11 protein-coding genes and 4 tRNA genes are annotated in these 21,667 nt (G+C 51.5%); 13 read left to right on the top strand and 2 right to left on the bottom strand.

Translation table 11 applies throughout. From position 1 onward, the window contains the following. The first annotated feature begins 101 nt into the window (after positions 1-101). The 4 genes from DXD02_RS07145 (at position 102) to DXD02_RS07130 (ending at position 458) form a co-directional block, all read left to right on the top strand. Positions 102-173: transfer RNA gene (locus DXD02_RS07145), tRNA-Glu, on the top strand. A gap of 26 nt (positions 174-199) precedes the next feature. After that, positions 200-272 (top strand) — tRNA-Thr (locus DXD02_RS07140). A gap of 4 nt (positions 273-276) precedes the next feature. Next, a tRNA-Ile gene (locus tag DXD02_RS07135) sits at positions 277-350 on the top strand. Between the two features lie 34 nt (positions 351-384). Next, positions 385-458: transfer RNA gene (locus DXD02_RS07130), tRNA-Asp, on the top strand. A gap of 120 nt (positions 459-578) precedes the next feature. Here the strand turns inward: DXD02_RS07130 and DXD02_RS07125 are convergent. Further along, positions 579-1,196: a flavodoxin family protein gene (locus DXD02_RS07125; RefSeq protein WP_022461984.1), complete on the bottom strand. Its 618-nt coding sequence runs from the start codon at positions 1,194-1,196 to the stop codon at positions 579-581. 159 nt (positions 1,197-1,355) lie between these two features. On the opposite strand from DXD02_RS07125, the gene DXD02_RS07120 reads away from it, so the two are divergent. Continuing rightward, the gene (locus DXD02_RS07120; RefSeq protein WP_158581237.1) at positions 1,356-4,688 is read left to right on the top strand and encodes an alpha-L-rhamnosidase; all 3,333 of its coding nucleotides are present in this window, start codon (positions 1,356-1,358) and stop codon (positions 4,686-4,688) included. A gap of 104 nt (positions 4,689-4,792) precedes the next feature. On the opposite strand, the gene DXD02_RS07115 is transcribed toward DXD02_RS07120, so the two are convergent. Continuing rightward, positions 4,793-5,167 (bottom strand): metal-dependent transcriptional regulator, encoded by a 375-nt coding sequence (locus DXD02_RS07115; RefSeq protein WP_055221737.1) that lies wholly within the window; start codon positions 5,165-5,167, stop codon positions 4,793-4,795. A 250-nt stretch (positions 5,168-5,417) separates the two neighbouring features. Here DXD02_RS07115 and DXD02_RS07110 point away from each other — a divergent pair, with 250 nt between their 5' ends. From DXD02_RS07110 to DXD02_RS07075, 8 genes are all read left to right on the top strand, one after another. Continuing rightward, positions 5,418-6,596, top strand: coding sequence for a serine hydrolase domain-containing protein (locus tag DXD02_RS07110; RefSeq protein ID WP_118666622.1), 1,179 nt, complete (start codon positions 5,418-5,420; stop codon positions 6,594-6,596). A 332-nt stretch (positions 6,597-6,928) separates the two neighbouring features. Then, entirely contained in the window at positions 6,929-7,156 is a 228-nt protein-coding gene (locus tag DXD02_RS07105; RefSeq protein WP_147326098.1) for an HPr family phosphocarrier protein, read from the top strand. 186 nt (positions 7,157-7,342) lie between these two features. Then, entirely contained in the window at positions 7,343-10,678 is a 3,336-nt protein-coding gene (locus DXD02_RS07100; RefSeq protein WP_243108242.1) for a 3'-5' exonuclease, read from the top strand. Between the two features lie 16 nt (positions 10,679-10,694). Beyond that, positions 10,695-12,884 carry a DNA topoisomerase III gene (locus DXD02_RS07095; protein WP_118666621.1) on the top strand — a complete coding sequence of 730 codons (2,190 nt, stop codon included), beginning with the start codon at positions 10,695-10,697 and terminating at the stop codon, positions 12,882-12,884. Between the two features lie 176 nt (positions 12,885-13,060). Beyond that, the gene (gene bglX / locus DXD02_RS07090; RefSeq protein WP_118666620.1) at positions 13,061-15,271 is read left to right on the top strand and encodes a beta-glucosidase BglX; all 2,211 of its coding nucleotides are present in this window, start codon (positions 13,061-13,063) and stop codon (positions 15,269-15,271) included. 24 nt (positions 15,272-15,295) lie between these two features. After that, positions 15,296-17,545 carry a glycoside hydrolase family 3 protein gene (locus DXD02_RS07085; RefSeq protein ID WP_118666619.1) on the top strand — a complete coding sequence of 750 codons (2,250 nt, stop codon included), beginning with the start codon at positions 15,296-15,298 and terminating at the stop codon, positions 17,543-17,545. A gap of 94 nt (positions 17,546-17,639) precedes the next feature. Beyond that, the gene (locus DXD02_RS07080) at positions 17,640-20,693 is read left to right on the top strand and encodes a glycoside hydrolase family 2 TIM barrel-domain containing protein (RefSeq protein WP_118666618.1); all 3,054 of its coding nucleotides are present in this window, start codon (positions 17,640-17,642) and stop codon (positions 20,691-20,693) included. Positions 20,694-20,894: 201 nt separating this feature from the next. After that, positions 20,895-21,503, top strand: a complete 609-nt coding sequence (locus DXD02_RS07075; RefSeq protein WP_118659296.1) for a hydrolase — start codon at positions 20,895-20,897, stop codon at positions 21,501-21,503. Positions 21,504-21,667: the final 164 nt, after the last annotated feature.

Below are 21,667 nucleotides of genomic sequence, written 5' to 3'. Positions count from 1 at the left end.
TTCGGCTGTTAACCGAAGGGTTGTTGGTTCGAGCCCAACTCGGGGAGTGAATGCGACCTGTAAGAAACTCTTACAGGTCAGTTCTTTCAAAAAGTAAATATGGCTCCGTGGTCAAGCGGTTAAGACATCGCCCTTTCACGGCGGTAACACGGGTTCGATTCCCGTCGGAGTCACTGAATATAAAATATTTGTTATGTATGCCGATGTGGCTCAATTGGCAGAGCAGCTGATTTGTAATCAGCAGGTTATCGGTTCGAGTCCGATCATCGGCTCTTTGGACCTTTAGCTCAGTTGGTTAGAGCAACCGGCTCATAACCGGTCGGTCCCGGGTTCGAGTCCCTGAAGGTCCACTTTAGTTCTATATTTTATATTCTGTATATGTCTGGCCCGGTGGCTCAGCTGGTTAGAGCGCCGCCCTGTCACGGCGGAGGTCGTCGGTTCGATCCCGATCCGGGTCGCTTTAAAAAGTCTGCGGAAGCAGGCTTTTTTCGTGTATAAAATTTCTTCCAGCTATAAAAGATGCCGTATTCCAGACATAGAAAAAAGTCTGAAAGACGGCATCTTGCTTAACAGATAAATTAACGGATAAAGTTTGTGCCGACGCGCGGTTCCTTTTCCGGAAGACCAAAGGATTCTTTTCCGAGCTGGATGCTCTTCATCAGAAAACTCATATTCCGTGCAAGGGTACGCATGATCTGCAGGCCTTCGAGATCTTGCTGCGCCTCGTCCGCATTATTTCCATGGATACTGTTCCAATACTGGCCGGAAGCAACCGGCATGCCGGAGATGGTGAAGTATTTGTTCAGCTCATCAAAGGTAGCGGAAAGACCGCCGCGGCGTGCAGAGACAACCGAAGCGCCGACTTTCATGGTCTTGTCAAAGTGTGTGCTGTAGAACAGCCGGTCAAGAAAAGCAATAAGTGTTGCATTTGCAGATGCATAATAAACCGGACTTCCGACAACAAGGCCGTCAGCCTCTTCAAATTTCGGAGCAACCTCATTTACCATATCGGAAAAAGCACATTTTCCGAGCTTGGAACAGGCACCGCAGGCAACACAGCCGCGGATATCTTTATTTCCGATATGTACGATTTCCGCCTCAATACCATTTTCTGTAAAGACTTTTTCCATTTCGTGCAGGGCAGTATAAGTGCTGCCTTTTGCGTGAGGACTTCCGTTGATTAATAATACTTTCATTTGATGGTACCTCTCTTTCGTAATTTTCTTTATTATAACACCGGAAAAGATGCAAATAAAGACGCTTTTTTGGGCAAAAACTGATCTTAACAGAAATAGCTGCTGGACGGTATAATACAATCAGCAAAGAAGGCAAAACTTGCAATGGGAGGTTACCAAATGAAGATAGAGAGAATTCTGATTGAAGATCAGATGGCACCGATCGGGCTGGATGAGAAAAAACCGGCATTTTCCTGGCTGCTGACGGCAGAAGAAGGAGAACAGAATCTGATGCAGAGCGCATGCCGGATCGTTGTGCGCACCGGAGAAGATACTGTGTGGGACAGCGGAAAAATGGAAACCGGCGTATCAACAGGGATTGGTTATGAAGGAGAAGCACTGCAGCCCTGTACCAAATATGAGGTAAAAGCAGAGGTGTGGGATAACCACGGCGGAAAAGCAGAAGCAGAAAGTTCCTTCGAGACAGGCCTTATGGATTCTTTGTATGCAGCATGGGAGGGAGCTGAGTGGATCGGCGCACCGCATGCGACGGTATGCGCGGAAAACCGCGGTGTTTTTACGATCGAGAGTGAATTTCGGATGGAAGGCGGGAAGGGAGAAGCGGGTATCGTCTTTGGAGCCAATGACTTCCGTCTGAACGATCATACGAAAAATGAGCTTGGCATGGAAGGGGAGAACTATATCCGTTATGCTGTGTGCCTTGAGGAGGGAGATGCACGCCTCGAAATTTACCGCGTGGGCTATGCGCCGGAGGATACAGCGGAAAAACCGTTTGCCGTTACGAAACTGGTCAACTGGAAAGAGAAAACACAGGAAATCCTGACACCAGAGAATGCCAATGCCTTTCATAAGCTGACCGTAGAGGTTGACGGCAATGTGGCATACGCCTATGTCGACGGCATCCTCGTGGATGCCATTGAAGAGCATGGATTTTTTGGAACGAAAGTATCAGGCCGCCAGCTGAATCCGAGAGGAAATAACGATGTGCTGCCGTATCCGAGACTGAATGAGATCGGATTTTATGCAGGAAAAGGGACGACAGGATATTTTAAGAATCTGACCGTAAGAAACGTAAGAAAACCATCCGCGGAAATTGTTCGTGAGACGCCGGAAGGACGGCTGGATGGGGGAAAAAGTATCTTTGCGGATCAGATTCCGGTGGAAAACGGATACTTTAAAGTAGAAGACAGCCAGATTACGGCAGATCCGTCCCATCATTCAATTCCAATGCTGCGGTCGTGTATTTCCTGCCAGAAAGAGAAAAAACTGGTATCGGCACGCCTTTATATTACTGCGCGCGGTATCTACGACTGCCGGATCAACGGACAGGAGATCACGGAAGATCTGCTGCGTCCGGGTCTGACACAGTATGACCACAGAATGAACTATCAGACATACGATATCACAGGGCTGATGAAACCGGGCCGAAACGGAATCGGCGTGACGCTGGCATCGGGCTGGTGGAGCGAGGCACAGACCTTTGTGGTGAAGAACTTCAATTACTTTGGAGACAAGGAGAGTCTGCTTGCCAAGGTTGTCATGAAGTACGAGGACGGCAGCCGCGAGGTCTTTGGAACAAATACCGAGGATTGGAAGTATTTCGGAGAAGGTCCTTACCTGTTTTCCAGCTACTTTGCCGGAGAGCAGTACGATGCGCGCCGGGCAGAGGTTTACGAAACTTATTCTCTGCCGGAGTTTGATGACAGCACCTGGGAAAAGCCAGTTGTTGTGGATACCGTCATGATCGAAGAGTTCTGCACGATGCCGGGCTTTGGACGGTCCTGGCCGGCGGTTCATGAGCAGAAGCCGGAATATATCGGTGAGTACGATGCGCCGGTGCGGATTGTGGACCGGAGAACGGCAAAGACGAGAAAAGAGCTGTTCCCGGGTGTGTATCTCTACGATCTGGAACAGGAGATGGCTGGTGTACCGCGGATTACACTGCATGAGAAGGCGGGCACAAAGATCATCATCCGCTATGCGGAGGTGCTTTATCCGGATCTGCCGGAGTATGCCGGAAAAGAAGGCACGATGATGCTGGAAAATTACCGGGATGCGACGAGTACGGATGTTTATATCTGCCGCGGCGGGGAAGAGGTGTTCCAGCCGAAGTTTACCTTCCACGGCTACCGCTATATTGAGATCAGCGGTGTGGAGCATGCGCCGGAGCTGGAAGAAGTAGAGAGTCTTCAGTATTCTTCTGTGACGGAATTCCATGGAAGCCTTACGAGTAGCCATAAACTGCTGAACCGGTTTGCCGAGAATGTTTCCTGGTCACAGAAATGCAACTTTATCAACATTCCGACCGACTGCCCGCAGAGAAATGAGCGCATGGGCTGGGCGGGCGATACGCATATTTTCTGCCATACGGCGCTCAACAACAGCAGCCTGAAGAAATTCTATGAGCGGAACCTGCAGGCGATGTGTGATCTGCAGACACCGGAAGGCCAGTACCCGGAGATTGCACCGGTGGGCGGCGGATTCGGCGGCATTACGTATGAGTGTGCGAGTATTTTTATGGCGTGGGAACTGTATGAGCAGTATGGGGATATCCGCACACTGGAGAAATTTTATCCTGGCATGCAGAAATATATGGACTATATGAAGGATAAGGGTCTGCCGGGAACGAAGGTAAATCCGGCGATCGGACCGCTTGGCGACTGGCTGGCACCGGAAGAGACGGATCTGCTGCTTTTATGGAATGCATTCTATTATAAAGAAGCCGATCTGATGAGCCGGATTGCCGATGCGCTCGGAAGAACAGAGGAGCAGCATCAGTATGAGGCGCTTGCTGCGAAGGTGAAGAAATTCTGGAATGAGACATTTGTACTTCCGGATTCCGGAAAGACCTGCAATGCGGACGGAACGCTGTGTGATACGCAGTGCTCGTATGCAATTGCACTGTCTTATGGTGTGGCAGAAGACAGAAAGAGAATAGGAGAGCATCTGATCCGAAAGACGAGAGCGATCGGCCATACGGTCGGAACGGGATTCTTTGGAACGGGTATTCTGAACCAGATGCTGACCGAGCAGGGCGCTGTGGAGGATGCCTGGAAGATGATGCTGCAGACGGCATTCCCGTCGTGGCTGTATCCGGTGACCCAGGGAGCGACGACGATCTGGGAGCACTGGGATTCCTACACGAAGGAAAAAGGCTTCGGCGGACAGAATGCGATGAACTCGTTCAATCATTATTCTCTCGGAAGCGTTCTTTCCTGGCTGTATCACACGGGACTTGGTATCCATAGAGACGAGACAAAACCGGGTTATCAGCACATTCTGCTGAAACCGCAGCCGGGCCCGCTCGAGTTTATGAAAGGTTCCGTAGACAGCCCGTACGGCGTGATTTCTGCCGGATGGGAGCGGAAAGGTGACAAAATAGAGTATCAGGTTACGATTCCGGTCAATACAACGGCAACCCTGTTTAAAAACACGCAGGATCCGGCGGATACCGTGGAACTGGGAAGCGGAACGTATACTTTTATGCTGTAAAAAGAAAACCCGAAAGGCTCCGGCAAAGAAATGGGAGACTTTCGGGCGGAAAGAGAAACGCTGTCGGAGAGAAGAGAACTCCGGCAGCGTTTTCTTTGTCATGTTTATTTTTCGGCAGTCATGTGCAGATGACGTTTGATCGCTTCAAAGCTTTCCTGGCTGATGACATGCTCGATGCGGCAGGCATCTTCCGTGGCGGTCTGCTCATCAACACCAAGGCTCATCAGGCCGCGGGAGAGGAGCTGGTGGCGCTCATAGATCATCTCTGCGATCGCGCGTCCGCTGTCGGTCAGGTAGATGTAGCCTTCCGGCGTTACGCGGATCTGCTCTTTTTCTCTTAAGTTTTTCATGGCAACGCTGACACTTGATTTTTTAAAGCCAAGTTCTTCTGCAATATCAACACCGCGTACAACGGGTTTTTTCTGACTTAAGACTAAAATAGTTTCCAAATAATTTTCTGCGGATTCGTTCGTTTTCAGCAAGATGTTCACCTCGTTTTTCTAAATAGCTGAAGATTCATAAATATATATACATATAGAATAGCATATTTTTCGGAATAGGGCAATGATGGTTTTTGATGGTTTTTCTTAATTTCAGAAAAGTTGTAAGATTTCAGAAAAAAAGACAATGAGGATAGAAGAAGAAAAGCAAGATAAAAGATGACAGGGGGCAAAAAGAGAGGTAAAATAGGAAAAAACAATGAAATTTAGATGGAGGTTAGGACATACCATGGAACAGGTGATAAAGAAAAGACTGCAGCAGGTGATGGATGCGTCCGTTGCAAAAGGAGAGACACCGGGCTGTCTTCTGATGGTGATCAAAGACGGAGAGGAGCAGGTTTATCTGGAGAGCGGATATGCGGATATCGAAGCAAAAAAGCCGGTTTCCCGCGATAATATTTTCCGTCTCTACTCCATGAGCAAGCCGATTACCGCGACGGCCATGATGATTCTGGTAGAGCGCGGAATCGTCGATCTGGCGGATCCGGTCAGCAAGTATCTGCCGGGCTTCCGGAACCCGGTTGTATGTACAGCGGATGGGAAGATAGAAAAAGCGGAGAGGGAGATCCTTCTGGAGGATATTATGAATATGACATCCGGGCTGACGTACGGCGGAACGGATGAGACGGGACGGCAGACCGATGAACTTTTTCAGGAGGTGATCCACGGACTTGAGGAAGAAAACGGCGGAACGATCAGTACAGTAGAATTTGCAAACCGTCTTGGAAAAGTCCCGCTTCTGTATCAGCCGGGCCAGTCCTGGAGTTATGGAACGTCGGCGGATGTCGTAGGTGCGGTGATTGAGGTGGCAAGCGGCATGCGCTTTGGGGATTTTCTGAAAAAAGAAATTTTCGAGCCGCTCGGCATGAACGATACCGATTTCTGGGTTCCGGCAGAAAAGCAGGATCGTCTGGCGAAGGTGTATGACTGCAGGGAGGGACAGCCGTCCGTCCGTTATCTGGACAATAACCTTGGCATTCAGAACGATATGGCGTACCGCCCGGCATATGAGGCAGGCGGAGCAGGCCTTGCATCTACCATCGACGATTATGCGAAATTTACGCAGATGCTGCTGAACGGCGGCACATACAACGGTGTACAGATTCTCCGTCCGGCGACGGTAAAATTTCTGGGAGGCCACACATTAAGCGCAGTACAGCAGGCAGGCTTTGATAACTGGATCGGCCTGGAAGGATTTTCCTACGGAAATCTGATGCGTGTTCTGGTAGATCCGACGCGTGCGGTAACGCTGGGAAGCAAGGGTGAGTTCGGCTGGGACGGCTGGCTTGGATGCTACATGGAAGTCGTGCCGGAGCAGAATATGACATTTCTGATGATGACCCAGAAAAAAGATGCCGGAACGTACACCCTGTCCCGGAAGATCCGAAATATTATTTTCAGCGAATAACTTTTCATGAGAGTGATTCTCAAGTAAGGCCTTCCGGCCCGTCAGATCAGACGAAAAAAGTGCCGGAAAAGAAACAACTTAACGAATCAGACGGAACATATGAGCAAATTGCTGTAAAACTACGTCGAATTTTGTCTAAAACGGATATTTGCAGTGAGACAGATGTATGCTATTTTAGTGTCAGTCGAAAATGAAGGCGATTTCATTACTACTTTCAGAAAAAACAGCAAAAAAGGGATATCGTGTAAGCTTTTGACCGATTTTGAAGGAAATAAAAGAAAGAATTCAAAATCATGAAAAAAAGACCAAAAAGCAGAAAGGATGCAGAAAATATGATTTCGTTACCGTTAAAGTTTGATGAAGTAGAGAGTGTAGAAGAATTTGTAAATATGGTGAAACGCCTGGATTACGACGTTGACGTAAAAATAGGACGATGCGTCTTTGATGCGAAATCCCTGATGAGTGTCCTGATGATCGCCGGAAACCCGGATGCGGTTGTGGAAGCCCATACGAACGATATCGAAGCATTTAAAAAGAAATTTAAGGATTACCTTCAGTAAGAAAAAAAGTCGGAAAGGCACTGTGTGTAAGATGCATGGTGTCTTTTTTGATGCACGAAAAAGCGGGTGAAGTATCTTGCCGGGGAGACGTGTGCATGGTAAAATAAAGTCTATTGGGATGGAAATAAGAGAATCAAAAGAACGGGCTGATGTAGAAGAAGTTTTTCGTAAAAAAGGAGGCACAAAGTGGAAGAAGAGAAACTGGAAAGAAGCATCAGAAAATCAGAGATTCCCGGACTTACGAGGGAAGAGGAGGAAGCACAGCTTGCGAAGGTGATCGGGATTGCCGAGCAGAATCTGGAACAGGCGAAGGCGGATATCCGGCTGGCGAATGAGGACCTGGCGGATCTGATGGAGACGTACGACGCAAAAGAGGCGGAAGGCCTGGCGCTCTGGAACAACGCGACGGCGAAGCTGAATGCGTACCAGCACGGCATGGCGCGGCTGGAAAAAGCGAGAAAGAAGCCGTATTTCGGGCGGATTGATTTTCAGGATCCGCGGCTTTCGTTTTTAGAGTCCTATTACATCGGGCGCGTCGGCATTTCCGATGAGAAGGCGGAACCGGTTGTGCTGGACTGGCGGGCGCCGATTTCCTCCGTCTATTATGAGAACAGCACCGGGCCGTGCAGCTATACGGTGAGTTCAGAGGGTACTTTTTCGATTGATCTGAAAAGAAAGCGGACGTATGAGATTGAAAATGACCATCTGAAAGACTTTTTTGATTCCGATGTGGTAGCGAACGATGAGCTGCTGACAAAGTATCTGGCGAAGAACAAAAAAGCGGTGCTCGGTGAGATCATTGCGACGATCCAGCAGGAGCAGAACCTCATTATCCGCAGATCCCCGAAGACGAATCTGATCGTACAGGGCGTGGCTGGCTCCGGAAAGACGACGGTGGCGATGCACCGGATTTCGTACATCCTCTATAATTACGAGGAGGACTTCCGGCCGGAGGATTTCTATATCATTGGAAGCAACCGCATTCTGCTGAACTACATTACCAGCGTTCTGCCGGAACTCGATGTGTACGGCATCCGTCAGATGACGATGGAGCAGCTTTTCATCCGGCTTCTGTACGAGGACTGGGACGAAGAAAAGTACACGGTACACACCATCGACCGCGCGGATGAGAAAAACAGCATAAAGGGCGGAAGCGGCTGGTTTTTCGATCTGGAAAATTTCTGCCGTACGTACGAGGCAGAGCAGATTCCGCGGGAGCCGGTGCGGCTGGAAAAAACGGGAACATTGCTTCTGGACGCCGAGTATATTGATAACTATTGCAGGGAGCAGTCCACACTTTCCATGGAAGGAAAGATGTGCATGCTGAACGAGATCCTGCTGGCAAAATTTGAGAACGAGGTTTCGGGAAAAGAAGTGACGTTTCCGGCGCGCGAAAAAAAGGCGCTGAAGCGGAAATACGAGAAATATTTTGGAGATGGAAAATGGCGGGGATCCATTTTTGATCTCTATTTACAGTTTCTGGAGCAGCAGGAGGAGAAAGGAAAAGCGGTGGAAGTGCCGGAAAACTCCTTTGATGTCTATGATCTGGCGGCGCTGGCATACCTCTATAAGAGGATCAAGGAAAACGATCCCGTGCGCGAGGCGAGCCATGTGGTCATCGACGAGGCGCAGGATTTCGGGATGATGGCGTACCAGGTGCTTCATTACTGTCTGCGTGACTGTACGTATACCATTATGGGAGATACGTCGCAGAATATCCATTTTTCCTACGGCCTGAACGACTGGGAGGAGTTGAAAAAGCTGATTCTGACCGGCACGTACGATGCGTTCGGCGTTCTGCGGAAGAGTTACCGGAATACGGTGGAGATCTCCGATTTTGCAAACGAGATTCTGCGGCATGGGGACTTTGCGATCTATCCGGTGGAGCCGGTGCTGCGGCACGGAACGGCGGTGCGGAAAGAAGCATTTGACGATGAAGCGGCGCTGCTCGCCGCGGGTGTTCAGACAATCAAGACATGGCAGGCGCAGGGATATGAGACGATTGCCGTTGTATGCCGGGATGAGGCAGAAGCGGCGGATACGGCGCGGAAGCTGAAACAATACGTGCCGGTTGTGGAGGAGGATCTCGAGACGGCAGAGTTCGGCGAGGGCGTGATGGTGCTCCCGGTGGCATATACGAAAGGTCTTGAGTTCGATGCGGTGCTGCTTCTTGATCCGACGGAAGAAAAATATCCTGAAAATGACGGGCAGGTGAAGCTGCTTTACGTGGCGGCGACGCGGGCACTGCATGAGCTGGCGGTGCTGTATACAGGAGAACTGACGGGAATCCTTGCCAAAGAAGCGCCGAAGGGCCGTCACAATCAGGAATTTGCCATGGAGACGCTGACGAAGGCGAAAGAGTATGAGAAGGTTTCGCTGACGCAGAAGGAGGCGCGTGAGGAGAACCGCGCGATCGGCATTCAGGAGATGGACGAGCGGAACAGCCATGGACCGAAACGGATTGTGATCAAGCCGGAGCAGAGGCCGGGAATGGCGCCTGGAAATACAAGCACGACCGGAACAGCGGTGATGGCAAAAGGCAGTACGGCAACGCGGAGGGGTGCGGCAGAAACGGGAGAAGAAATTGCCGCAAAGACAATGCAGCAGCGTGCACCGGAAGGGGTGTCATCTATTTTTGCTGGTGCGGCTTATCATGGAAAGGCAGGCGGCAAAGCGCCGGGAAGCAGACGGAGTGCAGGAACACAGACAGAAATGCAATATGGAACGGGCACGGCCGGAGTGCAGAGTGCAAAAAGACCGGGCGGAGCAGGTATGGTACCAGGAGAAGCCGAGAAGACGGAGCGCCTGAATACCTCACCTTACGCTTTCGGTGCAATCCCGGAAAACGAGCTGCTGCGCATCAAGGGCCATTCGAAGATCAAGTGTGCGGTGAAATGGGCGAAGAAAGGAAAATCGGCGGTTGAGATTGCCAGCATGTACGGCATCTTACGCATCACCCCGATCACGCCGGAGGTGATCCGCATCAGTTTCGTAAAGGGTGTGACCGCAAAAGTGCAGGACACGTACTGGAAGCCGAAGGCAGATACCGCGTTTCCGTGGAGTGCGAAAGAATCGAAGACGGCGGTGCTGGTCGAGACGGAAAAGCTGCGCGTCATGGTAGAAAAAAAGGACGGCGCGGTGCAGTTACTGACGCCGGACAACAAACCAATCCTTTCCGAGAAGCGTGACGAGCCGCGCATGATCGACGGCGGCATGACATGGACGTTCTTCGACTGGAGCGGTTCCGAAAAGCTGAAAGCAAAAGGCATTCTTTCGACCGAGTGGCTGGATCTGACCGCGAAGGCGCGCTACGTCTCTTTTGGCGGAAAGCAGGCGCGGATGCCGCTGCTTGTTTCGAACCGCGGCTACGGCATTGCGGCCGCCGCGTCCCGGACGGCACTGCTGTGCAATGTACGGACGTTTGGAACGTATCTTCACACCGCAGGGGACGGACAGATTGATTATTACTTCATTCTCGGAAAAGACCGGGAGGAAATTGTAAAACAGTATAAAGAGCTATAAAAGGAGCAGACATTTTATGAAAACTCTGGTAATTGCAGAAAAACCATCCGTGGCACGCGACATTGCGCGCGTACTGGGGTGCAGCAAAAAAGAAAACGGAGCGCTGGAGGGAAACAAGTATATCGTTACCTGGGCGCTCGGCCATCTGGTGACGTTAAAAGATCCGGAAGACTATGACAAAAAGTATAAGGAATGGAATATGGCAGTTCTGCCGATGATGCCGGAAAAACTGCAGATCAAGGTCATTCCGCAGACGGGAAAACAGTACCATGCGGTGACGACACAGCTTGCGCGGAAGGACGTGAATGAGATTGTCATTGCAACCGATGCCGGACGCGAGGGTGAGCTGGTGGCGCGGTGGATTCTCGACAAAGCACATAACCAGAAGCCGTGTAAGCGTCTCTGGATTTCCTCTGTGACGGACAAGGCGATCCGTGAGGGTTTTGCCAATCTGAAGGATGCGAAAGAGTACGACAATCTCTACCGCGCTGCCGTTTCCCGTGCCGAGGCGGACTGGCTCGTCGGCATCAATGCGACGCGGGCGCTGACCTGTAAATACAATGCACAGCTTTCCTGCGGCCGTGTGCAGACGCCGACACTTGCCATGATCGCACAGCGCGAGCAGGAAATCCGTGAATTTGTCCCGAAACCGTATTACACGGTGACGGCCGCGGCGGGCGGTGTGGTCTACACCTGGAAAGATGAAAAATCGGGCGGCACAAGAATCTCCGATCCGGAAAAGGCAAAGCAGATCGCAGAGAAGGCAAAACGGTATCCGCTTGTCTTACAGAACGTAGAAAAGAAGAAAAAGCAGAAAGAAGCGCCATTGCTCTACGATCTGACGGAGCTGCAGCGCGATGCGAGCGCACGGTTCGGCTATTCGGCAAAACAGACGCTGAATCTGATGCAGAGCCTCTATGAGACCCATAAAGTCCTTACGTATCCGCGGACAGATTCACGGTATCTGACGAAAGATATTGTGCCGACGTTAAAAGAGCGGCTGGATGCGGTCAGCATCGGCCCGTACAAAGCACTGGCCCAGCAGGCGAAGCGCAGTCCGCTGAACGGAAAGCTCTCCTTTGTCAATGATGCGAAGGTTTCCGATCACCATGCCATTATCCCGACGGAGCAGTACGTGCAGTTATCCGCACTCTCGAACGAGGAGCGCCGCATTTATGATCTTGTTGTGCGCCGTTTTCTTGCGGTACTGCTGCCGCCGTGTGTATATGAAGAGACGGTGATCCAGGCTTCCATCGAAAAGGAATGCTTTACTGCGCGCGGAAAGCGCATGGTCGAGAAAGGCTGGCAGGAGGCGTACGAGGATAACCGGTACGACGAAGAGGATGAGGCGAAAGAAGAGGTGCGGGAGCAGAATCTGCCGCTTCTGGAGGCAGGCATGAAGATCGGGCAGCCGAAGATCAGTCTCCGCGAAGGAAAGACAAAACCTCCGGCACGCTTCACGGAAGGCACGCTGCTCTCCGCGATGGAAAATCCGGTCCGCTACATGGAAAACCGCGACAGCAGCCTGGTAAAAACGATCGGTGAGGCGGGCGGCCTTGGAACGGTTGCGACCCGTGCGGATATCATCGAGAAGCTGTTCCGCAGCTTTCTGCTGGAGAAAAAAGGCAATGAGATCTATCTGACCTCGAAAGCACGCCAGCTTCTGAAGCTGGTTCCGGCGGATTTGAAAAAGCCGGAGCTGACGGCAAGCTGGGAGATGCAGTTAAACGACATTGCAAAGGGAAAGAAGCGGCGCGATGTGTTTATGAAGGAGATCCGCAGCTACACGGTGGAACTGATCGATGAGATCAAGACGGAAGAGGGAACGTTCCGCCACGACAACCTGACGAACAAGAAGTGCCCGAACTGCGGAAAACGGCTGCTTGCGGTGAATGGAAAGAACGCAAAACTGCTCGTCTGCCAGGACAGAGAGTGCGGCTACCGCGAGACGGTTTCCCGCACGACGAATGCGAGATGCCCGGTCTGCCATAAGCGCATGGAGATGATCGGAAAGGGCGAGGATGCGACGTTTGTCTGCGCCTGCGGCCACAAAGAGCGCATGACAAAATTCCAAGAGCGCCGCAAAAAAGAGGGCGGCGGCGTGACGAAGCGCGATGTGGCAGCTTATATGAAGAAACAGAAAAAAGAGGCCGAAGAGCCGGTGAACAATGCGTTTGCCGCAGCATTAAAAGGAATTAAATTATAAAAAAGGGAGCGAGTTCTGCCGAAAATCAAAAAACGGCGGAACCCGCTTCTTTTGTTAAAATCGTTGAGGAAAAGGTCAAAAAAAGTGATTGTTTTATGCAGAGTTATGCCGTAAAATAGAAACAAATGATATAAGAAACAGGAAAATTCTGAAAATAACAACAGGGAGGTTTTTCAATGAAACAGACAGATCTGGAAAAACTGCTGGCGGATATGTCGCTGAAAGAGAAAGTAGATCAGATGCTTCAGTTAAGCGGAGCATTTTACCTCGGGGATGAAAACAGCGTCCTGACCGGCCCGGCAAATGACATGGGAATCGGAAAAGAGGACCTGGAGATGGCCGGTTCCATTCTCGGTGCAGCCGGTGCCGATACGATGAAAAAACTGCAGGATGACTACATGGCAAAACAGCCGCATCACATCCCGATGCTGTTCATGATGGATGTCATTCACGGCATGAAGACCATTTTCCCGGCGCCGCTGGCGCAGGGAGCCACTTTTGATCCGGAGCTCTCCGGCGAGTGCGCGTCTGCAGCCGCAAAAGAAGCATCCGCGGCCGGACTTCACGTTACCTTTTCTCCGATGGTTGACCTTGTGCGCGATGCGAGATGGGGCCGCGTTGTGGAATCCACAGGCGAAGATCCGTACCTGAACAGCCGCTTTTCCGAGGCGATCGTAAAAGGCTTCCAGGGCGATGATTTAAAAACACCGGGAAAAGTTGCCTCCTGCATCAAACACTTTGCAGGCTACGGCGGAGCAGTCGCAGGAAGAGATTACAACACCGTAGAGCTCTCAGAGCATACCTTCCGTGAATTCTATCTTCCGGCATACAAAGCAGGCATTGATGCGGGCGCAGCGATGGTGATGACATCATTTAACACGATCAACGGCGTTCCGGCGAGCACCAACAAATGGCTGATGCGCGATATCCTGCGCGGCGAGATGGGATTTGACGGCGTGCTGATTTCTGACTTTGCAGCCATTCTGGAAACCGTTGCCCACAGAAGCTCGAAAGATGCCGCCGATGCAGCGAAAAAAGCGCTGGAGGCAGGCGTGGATATTGATATGATGACATCCGTTTACGCCGCAAACCTCTGCCGTCTCGTAGAAGAAGGTGAAGTGGACGAGCATCTGATTGACGAGTGCTGCCTGCGGATTCTGGAGCTGAAAAACAAACTGGGACTGTTTGAAAATCCATATAAAGATGCGGATGCCGAGAAAGAGAAAGCATACAACCTCTGCCCGGAGCATCGTGCACTGGCGAAAAAAGCAGCGGAGGAATCCTTCGTCCTGCTGAAAAACGACGGTGTACTGCCGCTCGACACTGCGAAAAAGATCGCATTTGTCGGCCCGTATACCAACAATCATGAAATCAAGAGCAGCTGGTCCTTCACCGGCGACAGCAAGGACTGCGTGACGATTCAGGAAGCAGCCGAGAAAGTATTCGACGCATCACGCACCACGTATGCAGAAGGATGCCCGGTTATCGGAAACGATGTGGAGCTGATCGGATTTACCGAGACGACACCGAAAAAATACAGTGAGGAAGAGCTTGCTGCCATGGAGCAGAGCGCACTACAGGCAGCAAAAGAGGCCGATCTCGTGGTCATGCCGATGGGTGAGCATTATCTGCAGAGCGGCGAGGCGACCAGCCGTGCCATGATCGATGTGCCGGAAATCCAGATGGAGCTGTTCCACAAAGTGCTGGCCGTCAACCCGAATGTGGTTGTCGTTCTGTTCAACGGCCGCCCGCTGGATCTGCGGGAAATCAGCGTTAAAGCAAAAGCCATTCTCGAGGTATGGTTCCCGGGAACCGAGGGCGGAAGCGCTGTTGTGGATGTCCTGACCGGAAAGAAAAATCCGTCCGGCAAGCTGCCGATGAGCTTCCCGTACTGCGTGGGCCAGGCACCGGTCAGCTACAACGAGTATTCCACCGGAAGACCGAATCTGCCGGGCATGAAAGAGCGGTTCCGCTCCAAATATCTTGACATTCCGAATGCACCGCTGTATCCGTTCGGCTATGGTCTTTCCTACACGACATTTGCCGTTTCGGATGTCGTGCTTGACCAGAACGAGATGGATAAGAATGGCAGAATTGCAGCAAAAGTAACCGTGAAGAATACCGGTGATGCTGCAGGCTGCGAGGTTGTTCAGCTGTACATCCGCGATGATTATTCCGATGTGGTTCGTCCGGTGAAAGAGCTGAAAGGTTTCCGGAAAGTAGAGCTTGCCCCGGGTGAGGAGCAGGAGGTTACGTTCTATATTACCGAAGAGGATCTGCGCTACTACCGGCTCGACGGAACCTTCGGCAGCGAGCCGGGTACCTTTACGGTGATGATCGGCAACAGCAGCACGACGGAAAATAGTGTGGTATTTACTTTAAAATAAATTGGGAAAAGAAAGGTGAAACTTATGGAGAAAACAACGAAAAACGGAATCCACCGGATCCGCCAGGAGGGCGGAAAAACGATCGCCTGGGCAGAGGAGTCCGGAGTTAAGGTACTGGAAAAAGACGGGTATTACTTTAAAGACCTGGCAAAAACCGGCGAACTGCTGCCGTATGAGAACTGGCGCCTCTCCGATGAGGAGAGAGCCGCAGACCTTGCGGGCCGTCTTTCCATCGAAGAGATCGCTGGCCTTATGCTGTACTCACCGCATCAGGCCGTACCGCCGATGCCGGGCGGTCCGTTCCAGGGAACGTTTGACGGAAAAACGTATCTGGAATCCGGCAAAGAACCGTATGCGATTTCCGATCAGCAGAAAGAATTTCTGGAGGACGAGCACATCCGCCATATCCTGTTGACGAACGTGGAAAGCCCGGAGATTTCCGCAAAATGGAGCAATGAGCTGCAGAAACGGGCAGAGACACTGCCGTATGGTATTCCGATCAACCTCTCCTCTGATCCGCGGAATGGAGCAAAGGATTCCGGCGCAGAGTTCAAGAGCGGCGGAAGCGAGATCAGCAAATGGCCGGAGGGTGTCGGCTTTGCAGCATGCTTTGACCCGGAAGTAGCCGGACAGTTTGCAAAGGATGCCTCCCGTGAATACCGGGCACTCGGCATCACAACGGCACTCGGACCGCAGATCGACCTCTGCACCGAGCCGAGATGGATGCGCTTTGTCGATACGTTAGGCGAAGAAGTGGAGATGTCCAAAAAGCTTACCAAAGCGTACTGTGACGGTATGCAGACAACGGAAGGGGAAGCAGACGGCTGGGGAAAAGACAGCGTCAACACGATGGTCAAACACTGGCCGGGCGGCGGCACCGGAGAGGCCGGACGCGATGCACACTATGCATTCGGACAGTTTGCCGTTTATCCGACCGGAAATTTTGAGGAGCATTTAAAACCGTTTACCGAGGCAGCCTTCCACCTGGACGGACCGACCGACTGCGCATCCGCGGTTATGCCGTACTACACCGTATCCTACGGCGTGGACAAGAAAAACGGCAAGAACGTCGGAAACTCCTACAGCGAGTACCTGATCAAGGATCTGCTGCGCGGAAAATATGAATTCAAAGGCATTGTCTGCACCGACTGGGGCATCACCCAGGATCCGGAGAAGACGATTGAGGGATTTGGAAGCCGCTGCTACGGCGTGCAGGATATGACCGAGGCAGAACGGTGTCTGCTGGCGATCACAAACGGCGTTGACCAGTTCGGCGGAAACAGCGAGTCCGGTCCGATTGTCGAGGCATATAAGATCGGCTGTGAGAAATACGGCGAGAAAGCGATGCGTGAGCGCATGGAGCTGTCCGCCAAACGTCTTCTGATCAACATTTTCCACTGCGGCTTGTTTGAGGACCCGTATCTTGATCCGGAAGAATCCGCAAAGATTGTAGGATGCGAAGAGTTCTGCCGCCATGGCTATGAGGCACAGCAGAAATCCATCGTCCTGCTGAAAAACAGTGCGAAACGCGCACCGGAAGGACAGAAGGGTGTGCTGCCGCTGAAGAAAGGTTTGAAGGTTTATATTCCGGAGAGAAAGATCGGACCGTCCAAAGCGTTCTTCCGCATCGATCTGCCGGCAAAAACCGAAGATCCGCTGCCGGATGGACTGCCGTCCAAGTACGGTACACGCGTGGTATCACCGGAGGAGGCCGATGTGGCGCTGGTATTTATCGAAAGCCCGGCATGCAACCCGTATTCCACCGAAGATCTTGCGAACGGCGGCAACGGCTATCTGCCGATTACACTGCAGTACCGCCCGTATACGGCGAAAAAAGCGCGTGAGGTGAGCATTGCCGGCGGTGATTTCCGCGAGAATTTCACGAACCGCAGCTATCTTGGAAAGACAAACACTGCCTACAACGAGGCTGATCTCGACAATATTCTCGAATGCCGCCGCGCGATGGGCGACAAGCCGGTGATCGTCTGCGCAACCGTCAACAACCCGATGGTGATGCATGAATTTGAAGCCGAAGCCGATGCGATCGTCGCAGAGTTCGGTGTTTCGAGAGCCGCTGTGCTCGACGTTGTCTTCGGCGGTTACAACCCGACCGGCCGTCTGCCGATCCAGATGCCGAAGGATATGGATGCGGTTGAGGAGCAGAGCGAGGACCGTGCGTTGGATATGGAAACCTATATTGACAGCGAAGGACATAACTATGACTATGGTTATGGCATGAATTACGAAGGCGTTCTTCCTGCATGGAAAAAGTAAAAGAATAACAGAAAACCTGATCGGCACCGGGACCGCGTGTGTTTCGGTGCCGATATTGGAAACAAAAGACAGAATAAGGAGGACTTAAAAAGAGATGATTGTTCCAAAATATTTCGAAGATTTCGATCACCTGCATGTGAATACCATGCCGAACCGTGCCTACTACATTCCGGCATCCCGCCGCATGGAGGATCTGGTGGAGAACCGGGAGGCGTCGGACCGCTTTTTCCTGCTTTCCGGCGACTGGAAATTCCGCTATTTTACCAGTGTTTACGATGTAAAAGAGGAGTTTTTCGCAGAAGGATACGACACTTCTGCATTCGAGACGATTCCGGTGCCGTCCGTCTGGCAGAATTATGGCCATGACCACCATCAGTATACGAACGTCCGCTACCCGTTCCCGGTGGATCCGCCGTATGTGCCGTATGAGAATCCGTGCGGTGCGTACGTGAGAACGTTCGAGTGGAAAAAACAGGAGGAAGCACCGAGGGCATTCCTGAATTTTGAGGGCGTGGATTCTTGTTTCTACGTATGGATGAACGGCAGCTTCGTCGGCTACAGCCAGGTGTCTCATTCTACGAGTGAATTTGATGTAACAGACTTCTTAAAAGATGGCACCAACACCATCGCCGTACTGGTGCTGAAATGGTGCGATGGAAGCTATCTCGAGGATCAGGACAAATTCCGCATGAGCGGCATTTTCCGTGATGTCTATCTGCTTGCAAGACCAGAAAAAGGCATCCGCGATTACTTTGTAAAGGCAGCGCCGGACGCATCGTACCAAAATGGAGAAGTTTCGATTGCGATTACCTGGAATGACGGGGAACCGCAGGAAGGAACGGCAAAGCTGTTTGATGCAGAAAATCATCTTGTGGCAGAGGCAGCGTTTGGCGGCGATACGGTTCAGATGCATGTAAAAGATGCACATTTGTGGAATGCCGAGGAGCCGTATCTGTATACGCTGGTGCTGGAGACGGCGGGTGAGGTGATCACTGATCATGTCGGCATCCGTGAGATCCACGCGAAGGACGGTGTGCTGTACCTGAACGGCGTGAAGATCAAATTCCACGGAACAAACCGCCACGACAGCGATCCGGTGACGGGATTTGCAATCAGCCTTGCACAGATCAAAAAAGATCTGAAGGTAATGAAAGAGCACAACATCAATGCGATCCGGACCAGCCATTACCCGAATGCGCCGTACTGTTATCAGCTTTATGACCGTCTCGGTTTTTATGTCATCGATGAGGCGGACAATGAGAGCCACGGCACAGAGGCAATTTATGCGGATTACACGAGCTGGGAAGAGTATGCGAAGAACTGGAATAAACTAATTGCGAACAATCCGGTATTTACCGAGGCAACCGTAGACCGCACACAGCGTTGCGTGGAGCGCGATAAAAACCGCCCGAGCGTTGTCATCTGGTCGATGGGAAATGAATGCGCATACGGCTGTACCTTCGAGGCGGCCTTAAAGTGGACGAAGGAATTTGATCCGACGCGTCTGACGCACTATGAGTCGGCACGGTATGTGGATGATCCGAAGAAATACGATTACAGCAACCTCGACCTCTACAGCCGCATGTATCCATCACTCGAGGAGATCAAAAAAGAGCTGGTGGAGTACGGGGATAAGCCGTATATCATGTGCGAATACTGCCATGCGATGGGCAACGGCCCGGGAGATCTTGAAGACTACTTTGAACTGATCCACAGCGAGGAGAAGATGTGCGGCGGCTTTATCTGGGAGTGGTGCGACCACGCGATTGATATGGGAAAAACGATCGAGGGAAAGAAGATGTACGCGTACGGCGGCGACCACAACGAGTATCCGCACGACGGCAACTTCTGCATGGACGGACTTGTTTATCCGGACCGCACACCGCATACGGGACTGATGGAATTTAAAAACGTGTATCGTCCGGTGCGCGTGACGGGATATGATGCCGAAAAGGGTACACTGACCATCAAAAACTATATGAATTTTGTGAATCTGAAAGATTACGCTGTGCTCGGCTATGAGGTGCTTGTGGACGGCGAAGTGACGGAGAGCGGCAAGATTACAGATGAAGCACTGCTGGAGCTTGCGGCAGGCTGTGAGAAGACGATTCCGCTTGCCATTTCCGTGCCGGAGCAGGGAAAATGTGCGCTGAAGGTTACCTGGTATCAGAAACAGGCCACTGAGGTGCTGCCGGAGCAGTTCGAACTGGGATTTGAAGAAGTTCCGGTGAAAACGAAAGACAATCAGAACCAGAAGGCAAAAGAGATGATGAAGCGCCCGGAGGGAACGGCTTCGTTTGGATGGAAAGAGGACGATCATTATCTGACGGTATCGACGGAACAGTTCAGCTATACCTATAATAAGTTCACCGGCCTGTTCGAGAAAATGTGCTATGCCAACCAGAATCTGCTCGACCGCCCGATGGAGCTGAACATCTGGCGTGCGCCGACAGACAATGACCGCAATATCAAGAATACCTGGATGCGTGCGCAGTATGACCGCACCGTGACGCGGGCGTATGAGACAACGGCAAAAGAAGAAAACGGCTGCGTGGAGATCGAGACAAGCTATTCGATTTCGTCTCCGGCTCTGCAGCGGATCCTTGCAGGTGTGATCAAATGGACAATTTACAGCGACGGAACGACCGATGTCCATGTAGAAGCAAAGAAAGACCCGGTATTCCCGGTTCTGCCGCGTTTTGGCCTGCGCCTGTTCCTGCCGGAATCGTTTGCAAAACTGACCTACTGCGGCCTCGGCCCGGTGGAGAGCTACGTGGATAAGCACCAGGCAAGCTATCACGGCGTTTTCCACAGCACACCGGCAGAACAGCAGGAAGACTATATCCGCCCGCAGGAGAACGGCAGCCACTACGACTGCGATTATGCAAGTCTTGCCAGTGATCGTGCGGTATTGACGGCAGTGGGCGAGAAAACCTTCTCATTCCAGGCATCTATTTACACGCAGGAGGAGCTGACCGCGAAAGCCCACAACTATGAGCTTCGGCCGTGCGGAAGCACTGTTTTCTGCATCGACTACCGCCAGGCCGGGATCGGATCGGCAAGCTGCGGACCGATGCTGCTGGAAAAATATCAGCTGAAAGAAACCGAAATCAGCTTCGATGTGCGGCTGAAACCGGAACTTCTGTAAAGTGTAGAATTTGAAAAATAAGAAAAGCGCTGTGCCCTCTCTCTGAAAGGTGAGGGAACGGCGCCTTTTTATATGATGTACAAAAAAAGTCTTGATAAACCTATTGAATTGCTATGAATATAGGATTATAATGGACGAAATTATAATTCAAATCCAATCCAGGTGATTCTGGAAAGAGAAAAGGGAAGGAGAAAATCAAGCATGAGTGAAATTACAAGAGATGAGGCATTTACTTTATTAAAAAAATACAACAAAGATCCCTTCCATATTCAGCATGCGCTTACCGTAGAGGCCGTGATGAAATGGTATGCAAGAGAGCTTGGCTATGGGGCAGAAGAGGAGCACTGGGGTATTGTCGGACTGCTGCATGACATTGATTTTGAGCTGTATCCGGCAGAGCACTGCCTGAAAGCACCGGAGCTTCTGCGGGGAGGCGGCGTGTCGGAAGATATCATTCATGGTGTCGTTTCCCATGGCTGCGGCATTACCATTGAGTGCGGCGTCACACTGGATGTGGAGCCGGTGCATGAGATGGAAAAAGTTCTGTTTGCAGCAGATGAGCTGACGGGACTGATCTGGGCAGCTGCGCTGATGCGGCCTTCGAAGAGCACAAAAGACATGGAACTGAAATCCTTAAAGAAGAAATATAAGAGCAAAGGCTTTGCAGCAGGATGTTCGAGAGAGGTCATTGAGAGGGGCGCCGATCAGCTTGGCTGGCCGCTGGAAAAATTACTGACTATGACCCTGCAGGCAATGGCCGACAGCGAGGATGAGATCAACCGGGAAGTGGAAGCGGAACAGAACGCATAAAAACAGTCTGAGTTTCGGTGTAAAAACGGGAACTCAGGCTGTTTTTTTGCATGGCGCATCTTTTCCCAGGCATTACCATTTCTTTTTTTGTTAGATCGCAAGAAGAAAATACGGAATCCGCACAGGGCAGGAAGAGGCGTTTTTTCAGCATTGGAGGAAGTGAC

Origin of the sequence: Blautia sp. TF10-30 (assembly GCF_003481245.1) — a bacterium.
In the GTDB taxonomy this organism is placed as follows: domain Bacteria; phylum Bacillota; class Clostridia; order Lachnospirales; family Lachnospiraceae; genus Fusicatenibacter; species Fusicatenibacter saccharivorans.
This window is presented reverse-complemented; position numbering and strand designations above follow the sequence as displayed.